General features: G+C 67.5%; 12 protein-coding genes. 4 read left to right on the top strand and 8 right to left on the bottom strand.

Annotated elements, in window-relative coordinates:
- Window positions 1-9: 9 nt before the first annotated feature.
- Together BLS50_RS19530 and BLS50_RS19525 are read right to left on the bottom strand one after the other, a co-directional pair.
- Window positions 10-1575, bottom strand: a complete 1566-nt coding sequence (locus BLS50_RS19530; RefSeq protein WP_051656974.1) for a mannose-1-phosphate guanylyltransferase/mannose-6-phosphate isomerase — start codon at window positions 1573-1575, stop codon at window positions 10-12.
- The gene (locus BLS50_RS19525) at window positions 1572-2150 is read right to left on the bottom strand and encodes a GNAT family protein (RefSeq protein ID WP_011547863.1); all 579 of its coding nucleotides are present in this window, start codon (window positions 2148-2150) and stop codon (window positions 1572-1574) included. The genes BLS50_RS19530 and BLS50_RS19525 overlap by 4 nt, the downstream gene beginning before the upstream one ends.
- Before the next feature lie 1327 nt (window positions 2151-3477).
- Between BLS50_RS19525 and BLS50_RS19515 the strand changes: the two genes are divergently transcribed.
- Window positions 3478-4869 (top strand): sigma-54 dependent transcriptional regulator, encoded by a 1392-nt coding sequence (locus BLS50_RS19515; RefSeq protein ID WP_034196362.1) that lies wholly within the window; start codon window positions 3478-3480, stop codon window positions 4867-4869.
- 41 nt (window positions 4870-4910) lie between these two features.
- Here the strand turns inward: BLS50_RS19515 and BLS50_RS19510 are convergent, their stop codons facing one another.
- From BLS50_RS19510 to BLS50_RS19485, 6 genes are all read right to left on the bottom strand, one after another.
- Window positions 4911-7364, bottom strand: a complete 2454-nt coding sequence (locus BLS50_RS19510; RefSeq protein WP_256334096.1) for a glycoside hydrolase family 2 protein — start codon at window positions 7362-7364, stop codon at window positions 4911-4913.
- A 29-nt stretch (window positions 7365-7393) separates the two neighbouring features.
- Window positions 7394-8449 (bottom strand): DUF1839 family protein, encoded by a 1056-nt coding sequence (locus BLS50_RS19505; protein WP_074806532.1) that lies wholly within the window; start codon window positions 8447-8449, stop codon window positions 7394-7396.
- Window positions 8446-9420 carry an amino acid--[acyl-carrier-protein] ligase gene (locus BLS50_RS19500; RefSeq protein ID WP_074803557.1) on the bottom strand — a complete coding sequence of 325 codons (975 nt, stop codon included), beginning with the start codon at window positions 9418-9420 and terminating at the stop codon, window positions 8446-8448. Before BLS50_RS19500 ends, BLS50_RS19505 begins: the two co-directional genes overlap by 4 nt.
- Window positions 9417-10613, bottom strand: coding sequence for an acyl-CoA dehydrogenase family protein (locus BLS50_RS19495; protein ID WP_074803555.1), 1197 nt, complete (start codon window positions 10611-10613; stop codon window positions 9417-9419). The genes BLS50_RS19500 and BLS50_RS19495 overlap by 4 nt, the downstream gene beginning before the upstream one ends.
- Window positions 10610-10861 carry an acyl carrier protein gene (locus BLS50_RS19490; protein ID WP_006490451.1) on the bottom strand — a complete coding sequence of 84 codons (252 nt, stop codon included), beginning with the start codon at window positions 10859-10861 and terminating at the stop codon, window positions 10610-10612. Before BLS50_RS19490 ends, BLS50_RS19495 begins: the two co-directional genes overlap by 4 nt.
- A gap of 179 nt (window positions 10862-11040) precedes the next feature.
- Window positions 11041-11823, bottom strand: a complete 783-nt coding sequence (locus tag BLS50_RS19485) for a Crp/Fnr family transcriptional regulator (protein WP_011547857.1) — start codon at window positions 11821-11823, stop codon at window positions 11041-11043.
- 921 nt (window positions 11824-12744) lie between these two features.
- Here BLS50_RS19485 and BLS50_RS19480 point away from each other — a divergent pair.
- The 3 genes from BLS50_RS19480 (at window position 12745) to BLS50_RS19470 (ending at window position 15719) form a co-directional block, all read left to right on the top strand.
- Window positions 12745-13527: a Crp/Fnr family transcriptional regulator gene (locus tag BLS50_RS19480; protein ID WP_027805863.1), complete on the top strand. Its 783-nt coding sequence runs from the start codon at window positions 12745-12747 to the stop codon at window positions 13525-13527.
- A gap of 11 nt (window positions 13528-13538) precedes the next feature.
- Complete coding sequence (locus BLS50_RS19475) at window positions 13539-14945, top strand: undecaprenyl-phosphate glucose phosphotransferase (protein WP_074806529.1); 1407 nt, start codon at window positions 13539-13541, stop codon at window positions 14943-14945.
- A gap of 381 nt (window positions 14946-15326) precedes the next feature.
- Window positions 15327-15719 carry a TraR/DksA family transcriptional regulator gene (locus BLS50_RS19470; RefSeq protein ID WP_011547854.1) on the top strand — a complete coding sequence of 131 codons (393 nt, stop codon included), beginning with the start codon at window positions 15327-15329 and terminating at the stop codon, window positions 15717-15719.
- Window positions 15720-15778: the final 59 nt, after the last annotated feature.

The raw sequence follows: 15778 nt of genomic DNA, 5'->3' as shown, positions 1-15778 counted from the left end.
CCCGTTCGGTCAGCGTGCGTCGTCGGCCGCCGGCACAGCAAGCACGGCCGTCTTCTGTGTCGCCGGTTCCGGCGGTACGCAAGTCGCCCGCCCATACTGATCCTCGAACCGCACGATATCGTCCTCGCCGAGATAGTTGCCCGACTGCACCTCGATGATTTCGAGCGGAATCCGGCCGGGATTCTCGAGTCGATGCACTTCGCCGACGGCGATGTACGTCGATTCGTTCTCGCACAGCAGGAACGTGTCGGCGCCGCGCGTCACCTTCGCGGTGCCGCGCACGACGATCCAGTGCTCGGCGCGGTGATAGTGCATCTGCAGCGACAGCCGCTTGCCGGGTTCGACGACGATCCGCTTCACCTGGAAGCGCTCGCCGAGATCGATCGAATCGTAGTGGCCCCACGGCCGCTGCACCTTGCGGTGCTCGCTCGCCTGCGGGCGCTGGTCGGTCTTCAGGCGCGCGACGATGTTCTTCACGCGCTGCACGTCGTGCTTGTTCGCGACCAGCACCGCATCGGCCGTCTCGATCACGACGACGTCCTTCATCCCGACGCACGCGACGAGACGGCCTTCCGAACGCACGAGGCTGTCCTGCGTATCCTCGAAGACGATCGGTCCGCGCGCGACGTTGCCCTGATCGTCCTTCGGCATGATTTCCCAGATCGCGTCCCACGTGCCGACGTCCGACCAGCCGGCCGCGAGGGGCACCACGATGCCTTCGATGCCGAGTTCGGGGTGTTCCGCGAGGCGCTCCATCACCGCATAGTCGATCGAATCCGCCGGACACGCGTCGAAGGCCGCCGCATCGATCCGGAAGAACGGATCGTCGGCGATGCCCGCGCGCCACGCACTGTCGCAGGCGGCGTGGATGCCCGGCGCGAGCGCGCCGATCGCCTTCAGCCAGACCGATGCGCGCGTGACGAAGATCCCGCTGTTCCACCAGTAGTCGCCCGATTGCAGGTAACGCTCGGCGAGCGTTGCATCGGGCTTTTCGACGAAACGCCCGATCGCGTAGCCGCCCTGGCTGCCGTGGCGGCCCGAGCGCGGTTCGCCGACCTGGATGTAGCCGTAGCCGGTCTCCGCGCGGCGCGGCAGCACGCCGAGCGTGACGATCGCGCCTTCCTGCGCATAACGCGCCGCGCGCGCGATCGCGTCCTGGAACGCGCCGACATCGACGATCACGTGGTCTGCCGGCATCACGGCGAGCACGGGATCGTCCGCGAGCGCGCTCGCGTCGAGCGCGGCAAGCGTCAGCGCGGGCGCGGTGTTGCGCGCGGCCGGCTCCAGCAGGATGCGGGCAGGCGCCGAGCGGCCGTGTACCTGCTCGGCGCTCATGAAGCGATGCTGTTCGCCGCACACGAGCAGCAGCGTGTCGCCGAGCGACGCGTTCGCGATGCCGTTCAGGCGGCGCGCTGTCGCCGACAGCGGCGACTCGTTCGAAACCAGCTCGATCAGTTGCTTCGGATACTGCTCGCGCGATAGCGGCCACAGTCGCGTGCCGGAGCCGCCGGCGAGAATTACCGGCAGGATGCTCGGCAGATCGGGTTCGGGAACCGGGCGAAGGGTGCGGGTCATCGGTTCGCTCCGGTATCGGCGGGTAGTCGAGGGTGAGCGCGGCCGTCGGCGCGTGCGTCGTCGTTGCGCGAGACCGAAACGGCTCGCGACAGCAGCTGACGCAGCGCGCCGGCCGCGCGGTCGGCCGACCGGACCAGGCCCACGAACGGCGCGCCCTGTTCGAGATACGGACCGTAGGCCTTGCGGAATCCGAACTGTTTGTAGAACGCCTGACGCGGCGCAGGCACGTGCGTGCGCACCGCGGTGTCCGGCCACGCGGCCTGCGCGGCGGTGAGCGCGCGCTCGATCAGGCGTTCGAGCGTGTCGTCGTCGCGGCAGCTTTCGCTCGTCAGCACCTTGTCGATCACGACGTCCGGATCGATGTCGTCGCCGGGCAGGATGCGCGCGTAGGCGGCGACTTCCGTCGTGTCGCCGTCACGCACGCTCGCATAGACGTGCAGCGCGCCCGCGTCCTTGCCGTCGATGTCGAGATGCGTGTGCGCGTCCTCGACCACCAGCACGGCGTTGCGCGCGCGCAGGATTGCATAGAGATCGACGGCGCTCAGATGTTCGAATTCACAACAATGCCATTCCATGATGCTGTCCTCGCGTGATGCCTTCGGCATGCCGCGTCGCACGGACGCGATCGTTCCGTGCAGCGCGGCGATCCTCATCATCCGGATGCGCGGCACGGCGGTCTGTTCGAAAGCGTACTCACGCTCGGGATTCGCACGCCAGCGCCGGATACGGGGCGATGCGCATGACGCGCGAGCGTCGCAAGGTGCGGTAGCACACACCGTCCGGGCCGGTGCCTTTTCATAATTGATTCATCGTGGCGGCCTGCAATGAAGCACGGTCGGACGACATCGCACGCGAACGACGGACGGAGGCGGGACCGGAAATTGCGATCCTGGGCTGATCGTGCGCGGCAGTGCGTGACACAGGATCGCCGCCGATTGCGGGGCGTCGGCGGATTCATGCGATCTCGCCGCGTTCCAGCGGAATGGCGCGCACCTGCGCGGTGCACCCGTCCGGCGTCGGTACGCTGCCGCTCGCGCGCATGCCCGACCGCCGCGATCTGTCAGCCGTCGGCTGGCGTTCGAGCCGGGCGGCTGGCGCGGCCGCGCAAGGGGGCGATCATGCTGCATCGCACGACACGTGCGCCAACGCCCGGTATTCACGCCGACTCACGCGGGCCGGCGCGAATCCGCCGAAAAGAGCCGGTGCGGCGCGATGTCGAGGATTACGCGGTGATTACGACGTGTAACGGCCGGGCGGCCCGCGCGCCGCCGCGATGCGATCCGGCTACCCGGCCGCGGGCGGGATTATGCGGCCCGGCGAACACGGCGCCGCGATTTTTGGGAGATTTCGATGGAAATCACGGGCAATCGCCAGGATCAATCTTGCGGAAAAGTAGTATTTGCCACTGATTGACGGGAATGGTCATAGATAATCAAATCTCAGTGGTCAAAAGCGCACGGCGCCGCGCCACGGCCAGCGTAACCGACTGATTCAGGTTTATCGTTTGGTAACAAGACCAACGCGAAACGGGGTGTAGATTCAGGTGCGGATGAAATGGGGCGGTCAATCCGGGCGCGGTTTGGCAGCCCTCCGGTTCAGCATCGGGCGCGACTGTCGTGTACGACGCGACGCACATGTGGACGGAATTTCCGTTGCCGACGTGCCCCGCCTGACGGCGGGTCGCTTCAAAGCCGGAATGTCGTGGCTCCCGTAGCCGCGCATTCCGTTCGAGTTCGATGACAACGAGGCCGGATGACATTCGGCTCGACCTCCGGGGGTTCTCGCCGTGTGCAGTTTCGATCTTCGCCAAGGCTGCGGAAACGCAGCGCGGAAAGGCGGCCATGCGCCGCCGGCCGCAGCGCACGCGTACGGTTCGCGGAGTGCAGAAAATGATGGTTCGTTATGAATATGCCAATAACGCGCGATAAGAGCGCCGGCGTGGGGAGCGGTAACGGGCAGCGTCCACTGATTTACTGGACGCAGTCGCCGTCCGTGATGCTGCGAAAGGAATTGTCGCGCCGCGACTGGAAAGTGTCGGTCGTCGCGCATGCGAGCGAGCTGCGCGACACGTCCGGCGAAATTACCTGCGGCATTCTCGACTTGAGCGGCGGCCACGCCGATGCGATCGGCAGCATCGCGTCGACCTGCGCGTCGATGCGCGACGTCGTCTGGGTGGCGCTCGTGGATGTCGGCCAGACCGCCTCGCCGAACGTGCGGGCGCTGTTGCGCGACTACTGCTTCGACTACGTGACGTTGCCGGCGTCGCACCAGCGGATCGCCGATACGGTCGGCCATGCCTACGGCATGGAATGCCTGTTCGCGCGCGATCGCGAACAGCTCGAATCGGAAGAAAAGGGCATCGTCGGCACCTGCAGCGCGATGCTGCGGCTGTTCGATACGGTGCGGCGTTTCGCGCGCACCGACGCACCGGTGTTCGTGTTCGGCGAAACGGGAACCGGCAAGGAACTCACGGCCGTCGCGATCCATCGTCATTCGGAACGGCGCAACGGCCCGTTCGTCGCCGTCAACTGCGGCGCGATCCCGCCGCATCTGCTGCAGTCGGAGCTGTTCGGCTATGAGCGCGGTGCGTTTACCGGCGCGAACGCGCGCAAGATCGGCTACGTCGAAGCCGCGAACGGCGGCACACTGCTGCTCGACGAAATCGGCGACCTGCCGCACGAAAGCCAGGCGAGCCTGCTGCGATTTCTGCAGGAGCGTTCGATTCACCGTCTTGGCGGAAGCGATCCGGTGCCGGTCGACGTCCGGATCGTGTCGGCAACGCACGTCGATCTGCGCGAGGCAATGGAAGAAGGGCGTTTTCGCGCCGACCTGTTCCATCGTCTCTGCGTGATGCGCATCGACCAGCCGCCGCTGCGCGCCCGCGGCAAGGACATCGAACTGCTCGCGCACCACATGCTCGAACGCTTTCGCGGCGACGCGCGCCATCGCGTGCGCGGGTTCTCGACCGATGCGATCACGGCGCTCTACAAGCACGACTGGCCGGGCAACGTCCGCGAGCTGATCAACCGCGTGCGCCGTGCGGTCGTGATGACGGAGGGCCGCCTGATCACCGCGCAGGACCTCGAGCTCGAATACTGTCTCGACGCGGCGTCGCCGTCGGTGGCCGACATCCGCAAGTCGATCGAACGCGAGGCGATCGAAACCGCGTTGCTGCGGACGCGCGGGCGCGTTGCTGCTTCGGCGCGCGAACTCGGCGTGTCGCGCGCGACGTTGTATCGCTGGATGGAGGCGTACGGTATCGAGCGGCCGCGCGGGACGGGCTCGTCCGATTGATACATGGCGGCACGACGCTCGCGGTCGCCGCGAGCGTCGCGTTAGCCGGCCTGCGTGGCCCGCACCGCGCGTGACGCGTTCACGGCACGGATTTCCACCGCGGGCGGCGCGTTGTCGTCAGCCGCCGCGGGCTTCCCGTCGATTCGCAATGGAATCAGCGCGATGCGCGCCGGCGTGCCGGGCGCGAGATGGAACCAGTCGTCGCCGGGCATGAAACCCGGCGCGTCGATCTGCACGTGGCGGGCGACGTGCCGGGTGTCGATGTCGACGTGCCAGGTCTCGCCGGTGCGCGACACGCATGCCTCGATCCCCGGTTCGCGGCGCGCCAGCACGGCCGGATGCGTGCGGGACGGGAAATGGAACGCCTGCGACAGCAGCGTGCCGTCGTCGGCGCGCAAGGTCGCGACGACCGTATCGTGTTCGCAAGGGCCGAAACGGTACGCGTAGGTCCAGTCGAAGAAGCGGCCGAGCAACTCGGCCGAGCCGAGCCGCACCGTGTCGTACGCGGCGATCCGCACCGGGCAGCCGGCCCGCGCGACCGGCGTGCGGCCGTCGCGCAGCGCGACCAGCTCGATCGCCGCCGACAGCGGCGCCGGGCGCTCGTTGACGACGTGCACGTCGAGCCCGTTCAGCCCTTCGTCGACGAGCAGCACCTGGATCGGCTGCAGCACCTGGCGCAGCGCATACCAGGCCGATTTCGGCCGGTGCGCGGCGTCGATCACGCCCCATCCGGCGCCCGGCATCACGTCCTGGAACTGCCACACGAGCGCGCCGGCGCAACGCGAGCCGGCGCGGCGCCATTCGGAAAACGTCTCGCGCATCACGTCCGCGATCACTGCCCGCGACAGCTCGACATAGCGCGCCGGGTCCTCGCGCCGCAGCCGGTCGGGCGCGACGTCGTAGAGCGTCTGCAGATAGTGGTCGCGGATATCGTCGAAATCCCACGACGTGCCGGGGTCGCGCGGCACGGCCGCCTTCCAGCGCGGCTCGTGCACGCCGGGCCAGCCGAGTTCGGCGAGCGTCGCGTCGCACGGCACGTTCGCGAACGCGAGGCATTCGCTCGCGAAGCGCACGTCCGCGCGGCGCGCGTCGTCGAGCGGACGCAGGTACGCGCCGACGCCGTAGTAGTGCGACACGCGCTCGCGCGGCGTGAACGGCAGCACGCCGCCGTCGGGCGAATCGGGTACGTAGGGGACATCGGGGCGGTGTGCGGCCGTGTGGCCGGCCAGCCGGTCGGCCGTCAACTCGAGGAAGCGCTGCTTCGGCCCGAGCCCCGACATCGCGGCTTGCTGCGCGATCTCGCTGCCGCCGCACAGCACCGCGAGCGACGGCGAGGCGCCGCAGCGCGAGAGGAACTGGCTCGCCTCGCGATCGACGTTGACCGCGAACGCGGGATCGTCGAGCGCGTAGTCGAAGTTCGCGAAACCGAAGTCCTGCCAGACCAGCAGCCCGAGCCGGTCGCAGGCCGCGTGGAACGCGTCGGCCTCGTAGGTCATCGTGCCGCCGACGCGGATCATGTTGAAACCGGCGTCGCGGGCGAGCCCGAGCAGGTGGCCGTAGGTCGCGTCGTCCGCGTGCAGCGCGAGCGGCGCGGCGCTGCTCCAGCATGCGCCGCGCGCGAACACGGGCACGCCGTTGATGCGCAGTCCGAACCCCTTGCCGTCGGCGCCGGGATCGATCTCGATCGTGCGAAAACCCGTCGAGCCGAGCGGCCGGCGCGTAGCGCCGATATGCAGCGCGATCTCGTAGAGCGCCGGTTCGCCGTGCGTATGCGGCCACCAGCGGCGCACGTTGGGGATCGCGACGCTCGTGCGCAGCCGGTCGGCGCCAGCCCGTTCGAGCGTCGCGTGATGTTCGCCGCACGACAGCCGCGCCGCGAACGTGTCGGGCAGCGGCGCGGCGAACGTCAGTTCCGCATCGAGCCAGCCCGTGTCGCCTTCGACGCGTGCCTGCAGTTTGTAATCGGTGAGAACGTGCCCGTCGGCCGGATCGAGCACGTCGACGGGCCGCCACGGGCCGGTCGGCACGTACGGCGGAAACCAGCCCGGCATGTGCCCGAACAGCGACGTGCGGATCGTGCGCAGCCCGGCCGGCTCGGCCAGCCGTGTGCGCCAGCGCGCCCGGCGCGGTGCGCGTGCGTCGCGCAGGTGCGGCGCGAGTGCGCGGAAACAGATCGTCAGCCGGTGCGTGCCGTCGAGCGACACGGGCACGTCGTGCGCGACGAACATGCTGTCGGAATGGAGGATCGGCGTGTCGTCGAGCCAGGCCTGCGCGAGCGTCGCGAGGCCGTGAAAGCGCAGGATGCGCGGCCCGCGCCCGCGCAGCTCGAGGCGGTACCAGTGGTCGCGCTCGTCGAGCGACGCGGCTTCGTCGAGCCGGCCGGCCAGCGCGAGCGCCTGTGCGACCGTGCCGGGCACGGGCGCCGCAATCCAGCCGCCGTGGTCGGCAGGGAGGTCGCGCGGGTCCCGCACGGCGCCCGCGGCCGTCGCCAGCATCGACCACGCGGGCAGGGGGCGCGCGCGCGTCACCGCATGGCCGACACGGGCTCCGTGTCGTAGCGCACGGGCGTCACGTGCCGCAGCGGCGCACCGATCTGCCGCGCGCACGCGACGAGGTCGCCGTACGCGGTCTCGATCGCTTCGAGCGTCGAATCGCCACGCTCTTCCTTGCCGCGTGCGCACGCGCGCGCGAGCCGGAATTCGAGCACCATCGCTTCCGACGCGATGCGATCGCACGCGGCGCGGATCTCGGCGAACGGGCCGGTGCAGCCGCTCGCCTGCAGCCAGCGCGCATAGTGGCCGAACAGTTCGAAATTCGCGCCGAGCTGACGCACCGAATTGAACGAATACGCATGGAAGCGCTCGAGCGGCGCCTCCGCGAGGATGGGCGCGTCGGCCTGCAACTGCCGACGGAACGCCGCGATCGGATCGACGACCGGCAGACGCCGCAGGTGGCGCTGCAACGCGGCGATCGACGCTTCGCACAGCGCGCGCTCGTCGAGCGGCGCAAAGCGTCGCTTCGCGCATTCGACGTACGGCGGCAGCGTCATCGGCGAACTGCTGCCGACGAGCCCGTTGTAGTCGAAATCCTCGGCGACGTAGTAGCCGCTGTTGTGGAAGTAGCCGATCTGGTGCTTCGCGCGGTCGATCGCGTCGATGCCGATCGTCGTCTTCGTGTGCTGGGTGCGGTAGCTGCTGCCGCGCGTATCGGGCAGGAACCACGCATCGACCTCGACGATCATCAGGTGGCCGCGTGCGACCTGCGTCTCGATGTGCTGGTCGAGCGGCTCGTAGATCGAATGTTCCTGCACGACGATCCCGTAGAGCCGCTCCAGCTCGTCGTGCGGAAACTTGAAGAACGTGAACTGGTCGCCCTCGAAATCGAGCGCGATCGTAAACGGCAGCGCTGCGTACGGATTGAGGCCCCACCACCGGAGCACCTCGAGCCACATGTCGACGTAGCAGTTGGTCTGTTTCCAGACCATCTCCTGACTGTGCAGCGGGTGCGGCCGGTAGTGGCGCGCGCGATGGCGCACGCTCTCGAACGACGCGTCTTCGCCGTCGCGGGAAACGAACCTCATCGCGTGCCCCACAGCACGTCGCGGACTGCTTGCGGCCATGCGTCGATGTCGAAGCCGTGATGACGGAACAGCGCGAGCGTGAGCCGCTCGAGGCCGAAGCCGACGCAGCCCGTGTGCGCGACGTCGCCCGTCGCGGTGCGGATGTCCCACAGCAGCCCGAAATGGTCCATGTGGTAGTTGAAGCTCAGGCACGCGGTCTGGCGATTGTCGTGCTCGATCGGGATCAGCAGCTCGAACTTCAGGTTCTGCTCGCGCTGGCTGTCCGCGACGATCTTGCCGCCGCGCCCGAAGAACGGGTCGTTCGCGAGATCGATCGCATTCGGCAGGCCCAGCGACTCGATCATCCGCGTGCCGCGTTCGATCCACGTCTCGCGGAACGAGACGATCTGCTCGGGCGTGCCGATCCGCACGTACTCGCGCATCCGGAACAACTGCATGCGGGTCGGGTCGAGCGACGGTTCGTGACGGAAGCAGTACGAGAACACGTCGACGATGCGGCCGTCGGCCGGCAGCGCGCCCGCCCGGGCGACGACGGGATAGACGGGGTAGCACGCGGCCGGCGTCATCACGACGTAGGTCGGCTTCTGGTTCTCGGTCCAGTCGTCGCCGCGATCGAGGCATTGCAGCACGCGCTGATGCTGGCGCTCGTCGCCGCAGAACGCATGCACGCTGCCCGCCAGTTGCGGGAAGCTCTTCATGTATTCGCTGCGCTCGAACTCCATGCGGCTCATCGCCGGCGGAAAGCGCAGCACTTCGGCCTGCTGGTCGGCGCCGATGCGTGTGACGAACGCGTCGAGCGCCTCGACCACGCGCTCGAATCGTTCGCTGCGACCGAACAGGCCCTGGATACCGGTCGAAACCAGCAGGCCCGCATCGATCAGCGCGTCGCGCAGCGGATTGACGCCCGCGCGGTCGAGCGGTGCGTCGGCGGGAACGGAGGCGGCGGAGGGCACGGCGAGGCGATCGTTCACGTATGTTTCTCCAGCGTCGCAGGACGCAGCGCGAGCAACAGGCTCGCAGTGTTGGCGGCAATGCGGTCGTTGCTGATCATCAGCGGCGCCGCGTGCAGGTCGCGAATGTGGCGGCCGATGCTGAACGGCGTGCCTTGCTTGTAGCCGGCCATCCCACAGATCATCATCGCCTGCTGCGCGACTTCGAGCGCGGTCGCCGACACGTAGGTCTTCAGCGTATTGATCTCTGCGGCCCAGGCCATGCCGGCCGACCACGAGCGGGCCGACGCGTTCGCGTGGAGGCGCAGCACGTTGTCGACGCGGGCCTGCATCGCTTGCATCAGCGCGAGCGATTCGGCGATGCGCCGCGCGGCGGGCGACGGCGCGCCGTCGGTCTGGCGCGCCTGTGCGCGGAAGAACTGGTGCGCGCGATGAAACGCGTCGCCGGCCACGCCGATCCACACCGCGGCCCACAGGATGTGCGAGACCGGCACCATCGTTTCCTCGGCGATCTTCGCGAACGGCACCGGCAGGCATTGCACGGCGGCGCCCTGCGCGTCCAGCACGAAGCCGTTGCTGCACGTGCCCCGCATGCCGAGCGTGTCCCATTCGCCGCGGCGCGTGAGCGTATAGCCGTCGCGCAGCAGCGTGACGAGCACCTGCTCGGAAGCCGGCGCATCCGCATCGCGTCGCGCGGTGGCGAGAATGCCGTCGGCGTAGTCGCCGTACGAGATCGTCGGCGCGGATTTGCGCAGCCGGAATCCACCGCCGTCGATCTCGAGTGCGCACTGGCTCGCACGCAGGTTGCCGCCGACGCCGTCTTCCGACGTGGCCGATGCGAGCAGCCATTGGTGGCGCACGAGCTGTTGCAGGAACAGTCGGTGCCAGCCCTGGTCGGCGGCGTGGTCGACGATGCAGGCGACCTGGATCTGGTGCATCGCGAACACCATCGCCGACGACGCGCAGGCCTGGCCGAGGATCGAGCAGGCCGACGCGATGTCTTCCAGCGACGCGCCAGCGCCGCCGAGATGGGTCGGCACCATTGCGCCGAGCAGGCGGCGCGCGCGCATCGCCTCGATCGCCTCGACGGGGCAGCGCGCGTCGCGATCGACCGCATCGGCATGCTGGGCGGCGATCTGCGCGACGGCATGCGCGGCCTCGTCGAGCCGATGCGAATCGCTGTCGGACGCGAGTTCGGGAAGCAGCGCGCTCATGCGGAGTGCTCGGTGCGTTGCAGCGTGGCGATCGTGTCCGCGAGCGCGTCGATGCTGCGGAACAGGTTGCGGTTCAGCATCTCGTCGGGAATCTCGATGTTGAACTGCTTTTCGATCGCGAGCATCAGCTGGATCGTATCGAGCGAGGAGAGGCCCGCTTCGTAGAGGTCGTCCCCGTCACCGATCGAATCGATCGCGGCTTCGAGGTGGGCGACGTGCTTCAGGATGGTTCTGATTTCGTTTTTCACGTGCTGCTCCGGCGTGCGTGGTGTCGTCCGCTCGGGCAGACGCGCGATCAGCGCTGACATCCCCCCGGCAGTCCGGCATCAGTAGACCATTGGCAGACACGACGTTCTGTTCGCCACCCTACAAACGGCTGACCCGGCACGCGGGCGGCGCTGAAGCGCCGTCCCGGCCGGTGCGCCGATCACGCACGCGACGCGGCCGGCACGCCCGAGTCGGCCGACAGGATGCGCTTCATCTCGTCGCGCACGATCGCGCGGCAGCCGCACGACATTTTTTCGAGGCCGTCGAGGTCCGCGAGCTCGATCGAGCTGCGGTATTGGCGAATCAGGCCGAGCTTCTGGATTTCACCGGCGGCGTCCGTGACCGTTTCGCGCCGTACGCCGAGCATTTGCGCGAGCATGCTGTGCGTCACCTGGATCTCGATGCTGCGCGTGCGGTCGAACGCCAGCAGGAACCATCTGCATAACTGATGTTTGAGCACGTGATGACGGCTGCAGAACGTGATCTGCGACACCTGCGCCATCAGCAGCCGCACGCAGACGAACACGAGGTGGCGGATCACCGGCGACGCATCGAACGCGGCGGCGAACACACGCCGGTCGAGTCGGTAGACGAAGCCGTCGCGGCACGCGAGCGCACGGCACGGCATCCGGCCGCTGCCGCCGATCACGTCGTCGCAGACCACGCTTTCGCTGCCGATCTCCGCGACTTCCAGCGTCATGCCGCCGGACGACACGTACTGCAGCGAAATCGCGGTCGTGACCGGCAGGTAGACCGCGGCGAGCATTTCGCCGGGTTCGCAGAGCACTTGCCCGGATTTCAGGTGAACGAGTTGCAGGTGGGGCGTCAGTGTGAGGAGTTCGTCGCGGTCGATGGCCGCGAGAAACCGGTTGGCGTCGAAGCTGTGGGAAAGCTCGATCATGCCGTTCGCATGCGCGACGGCGTCGGCGGCCTGGTGAGTCACGGGCGCATCCTCGCAGGTTGGCGGTCGCGCGTCGTTTCGGCGAATCCCGGAACGGAATTTCGCACGATCGTGCGGACTTTTGTGGATCAAAAACGGAATGACGATACTCGCGAAAAAGGCTAGCACGCAATTGAAATCGTCCAATTCCGCATTCTGTAATTTTACAAAGTTTGACGGTTGCGATTGAGCGCAAACGTTATGCCGATTTAAGAATTCATTTCGCCAGAATTAATCATCCTGAAATGGAATCGTGTGCTTGCTTGTCATTCGATGTCGATAGGGAATCAATCGAACGACGTGCGCATCGTACAGCGAAAGTGTCGGAAAGGCATTGAACATTATTTGACAAATAAATGGGGATCGCCTGATTTTTCATTTGAATCAAAGGCTTGTGGGTGATATGTGCGGTAGCGGACAGAATGCCGAATGAGTATGCCGATTCAATTTTGAGACAGTTTGAAACGAGCGTGTGAGGCGCTGTGGCGCCGGTAAATGCTGCGCTGCACATCACGGAAACAATTGAAAATCGGCCGTAAGTATTTGAACGATAAGCGTCGTGGCCGCCGCGTAGCAGCCCTGATCCGATACGCGGGAATTGATCAGTCGAATGCGCGCTGTGTCCAGCGGATGGAGGAGTGTCCGGAAATGAGACGTTTTTTCGCTTTTGGGGCCGGTTATTCGGGGGCGCTAAATCGGATGTGATTCATATATTAAGGACGGGCGGCTATTGGCACGTAAATCGCTTATTCGGGCTGGCGTGTAGAGAACGGGACAGTCGACTCAATCGGGCAATGACAAACCGATGGCCAGTCGGATTCAGGGTTGTGGGCCGCAACCGCTGTCAATGTCCTGGCGCGCATCGCGATAACGAATTCCGTGCATGCGGTTGCAGGCGGCGCGGACGATAAAAGGGATACAGACATGCTTCATCTTCACTCGAGCTATTCGGCGAATGCCATTCTTGCTGCCCTCCCGGAGGACAGCATCCGCACCATCGCACCGCATCTCGAACTGGTCAGGATCAAGGCCGGGATGCTCGACCGGGTCGGCGAGCCGATGCGTCATCTGCATTTTCCGACGACGGCGATGATGTCGGTCCAGCACCTGATGGAGGACGGTGCGATGGTCGAGGTGGCGGTGGTCGGCCGCGAGGGTGTGGTCGGGCTGGGGACGCTGGTCGGCGGGATCGCGGCGTCGAACCGGGTCGAGGTGCGGATCGGCGGGATGGCTTATCGCGTGCCGAGTTGCGTGATGCGCGCCGAATTCGAGCGGTCGCCGCAGACCTATCGGCTGCTGCTCAACACCTGCCAGGCGACGATGGCGCAGATCTCGCGCAGCGCGCTGTGCAACCGGCACCACTCGGTCAGCGAGCAGCTCAGCCGCTGGCTGCTGCTCGCGCACGACCGGATCGACGGCGACGAGCTGGCGGTCACGCAGCAGACGATCGCGAACATGCTCGGCGTGCGGCGCGAGGGCGTGACGGAAGCGGCCGGGAACCTGCAGGAAGCCGGGCTGATCCGGCAGCGCCGCGGCCGCATCACGGTGCTCGACCGCGACGGCCTCGAACATCACGCCTGCGAATGCTACGACCTGATTCGCGCGGACTATCGGCGGTTGCTCGGCACGCGCGGGAATGCGATGCCGGCGACGGTTCGCCCGCGCATGCCGGAAGGGCACCGCGGATTCCCCGCACACGGTGCGTGACGATGCAGTCGATGTCCGGTGGAACGAATTCGATGCGGCGTGCCGCGATCGCGGCGGCCGACGTCGTGCTCGTGCTGGCCGGCGCGCTCGTCGCGCAGGCGGCGTCGGGTCTCGGCTGGCATGCGCTGTCCGACGCACAGCGCGGTGCGATCGCGCTGCTGTGCGTGCTGACGGTGGCGCTGCTGCCGCGTTACCTGCGCACCGTGCGCGGCGGCGTGGCGGTGCAGGGTGGCGCGCACGTGCTGACGCACACGCTGGTGGCGGTCGTTTGCGCGAGCGTGCTGACGGTGGCCGGCACGATGTGGATCATGAATCGCAGCGGGACGGTGACGACCCGCTGGATCGTGCGCACGGTGCTGGCCGGCGACGCGGCGCTGCTGCTCGGGCGCGCGGCGCTGCTGGCGCTCGCGCTGACGCGCGGCGACCCGCAGGCGCGGCAGCGCCGCGTCGCCGTCGTCGGGGCAACGGCGTACGGGCGCGTGGCGATCGAGCGGATGCAACTGGCGCCGAATGGCCCGTTCGTCGCCGCATGCGTATTCGACGACGATGCCCAGGCCGCCGCGGGCGGCATCGGCGGCGTGCCGGTGATCGGCGACTGGAACGCGTTGCGCGAACTGATTCGCGGCGGCGACATCGACGAGGTCTGGCTCACGCTGCCGATGTCGCACGAGTGGCGAATCCAGCGCATCGTGCGCGAGCTGCGCGACGAGTTCGTCGAGTTGCGGCTGTTGCCCGACGTGCGGCAGATGGCGGTCGTCGATCGCTCCGCGACCGACGTGCTCGGCATGCCGGCGATCAATCTCGCGACCACGCCGCGTTCCGCGCCGGAGCTGTGGGCCAAGTTCGCGTTCGACCGGCTGTTCGCGTTCGGCGTGCTGATTCCGTTGCTGCCGCTGCTGACGATGCTGGCGATCGCGGTCAAGCTGTCGTCGCCGGGGCCCGTGCTGTTCAGGCAGCGCCGCAAGGGGGTCGACGGCCGCGAGTTCGATATCCTCAAGTTTCGGACCATGCGCGTGCATCGCGCGCAGCCGGGCGTCGTGCGGCAGGCGTCGCGCAACGATTCGCGTATCACGCGCGTCGGCGCGTTCCTGCGGCGCACGTCGCTCGACGAGCTGCCGCAGTTCTTCAACGTGCTGTTCGGGCAGATGTCGGTGGTCGGCCCGCGTCCGCACGCGATCGAACACGACGACTTCTACCGGCAACTGATCGACTGCTACATGTACCGCTACCGCGTGCGGCCCGGCATCACCGGATGGGCCCAGGTGAATGGCTATCGCGGTGAAACGCGCAAGGTCGAGGCGATGGAGGCGCGCGTGAAGTTCGATCTGTTCTACATGCAGAACTGGAGCTTCTGGTTCGACATCAAGATCATCCTGCTGACGGTGGTGCGCGGCTTCATCGGGCGCAATGCGTTCTGAGGATGACGAATGATCGAAGCGGCGCCGCGCGAGCGATCGTCCCGACGCAGTGAGGCCGGTTCGGGCGCGCGGAAGCAGCGCCGTGGCCGCGCCGGCAATTGCTGCGCTGCGGTTGCGCCGGCCGGCTTCGCGGCGCGCGCGGCAGGTTGGGATTCCTCGTCCGTCCCCAGTTTCCCCTCCTTTGCCGCGGCATGACCGGCACGCTGATTCCGGTCAACACACGCGTGTTCAATGGGTTTATCCTGCGTCGCATGCGTCCGGCGTTTTGCGCGTCCGGCCGCTCATCCGGATGCGACGGCACGGGGCATGCCCGCGTGCCGCGCACCCGCGCGATACCGCGCGCCGCTCTTTTCGCGCGGACCCGGCACAGGAGAGACGGCCATGTCGCTCGACCCACAACAACGGCAGACGCTCAAGCAGCGGCTGAACGAGAGCGAGCAGACGCTGCGGGCGGAGATTCGCACCAGCGAAGACCAGCGCGCGTCCGAATCCTATGCGGAGCTTGCCGGCGCGGCGCCGGACGAGGGCGACGAGGCGAACGCTGACCTGTTCGTCGACGTTGATCATGCGTTGATCGGCATGAAGCTGACCGAACTGCGCGCGATCGGCCGCGCCCAGCAGCGGATGCGCGACGGCAGTTACGGCGAATGCATCGACTGCGACGGCTCGGTCGGCTACGAGCGCCTGCTGGCGCGCCCGACCGCCGAACGCTGCACGCATTGCCAATCGCTCTACGAGCGGCGCTACGCCACGACGCCGCGCGCGTCGCTCTGACGTTGCGGCTCCCACCGCGCCGCACGTACGGCGCGGCCGGCGCAGGATGACCAACGGGC

The sequence above is a fragment of the Burkholderia orbicola genome (assembly GCF_900100915.1).
GTDB lineage: Bacteria > Pseudomonadota > Gammaproteobacteria > Burkholderiales > Burkholderiaceae > Burkholderia > Burkholderia orbicola.
This window is presented reverse-complemented; position numbering and strand designations above follow the sequence as displayed.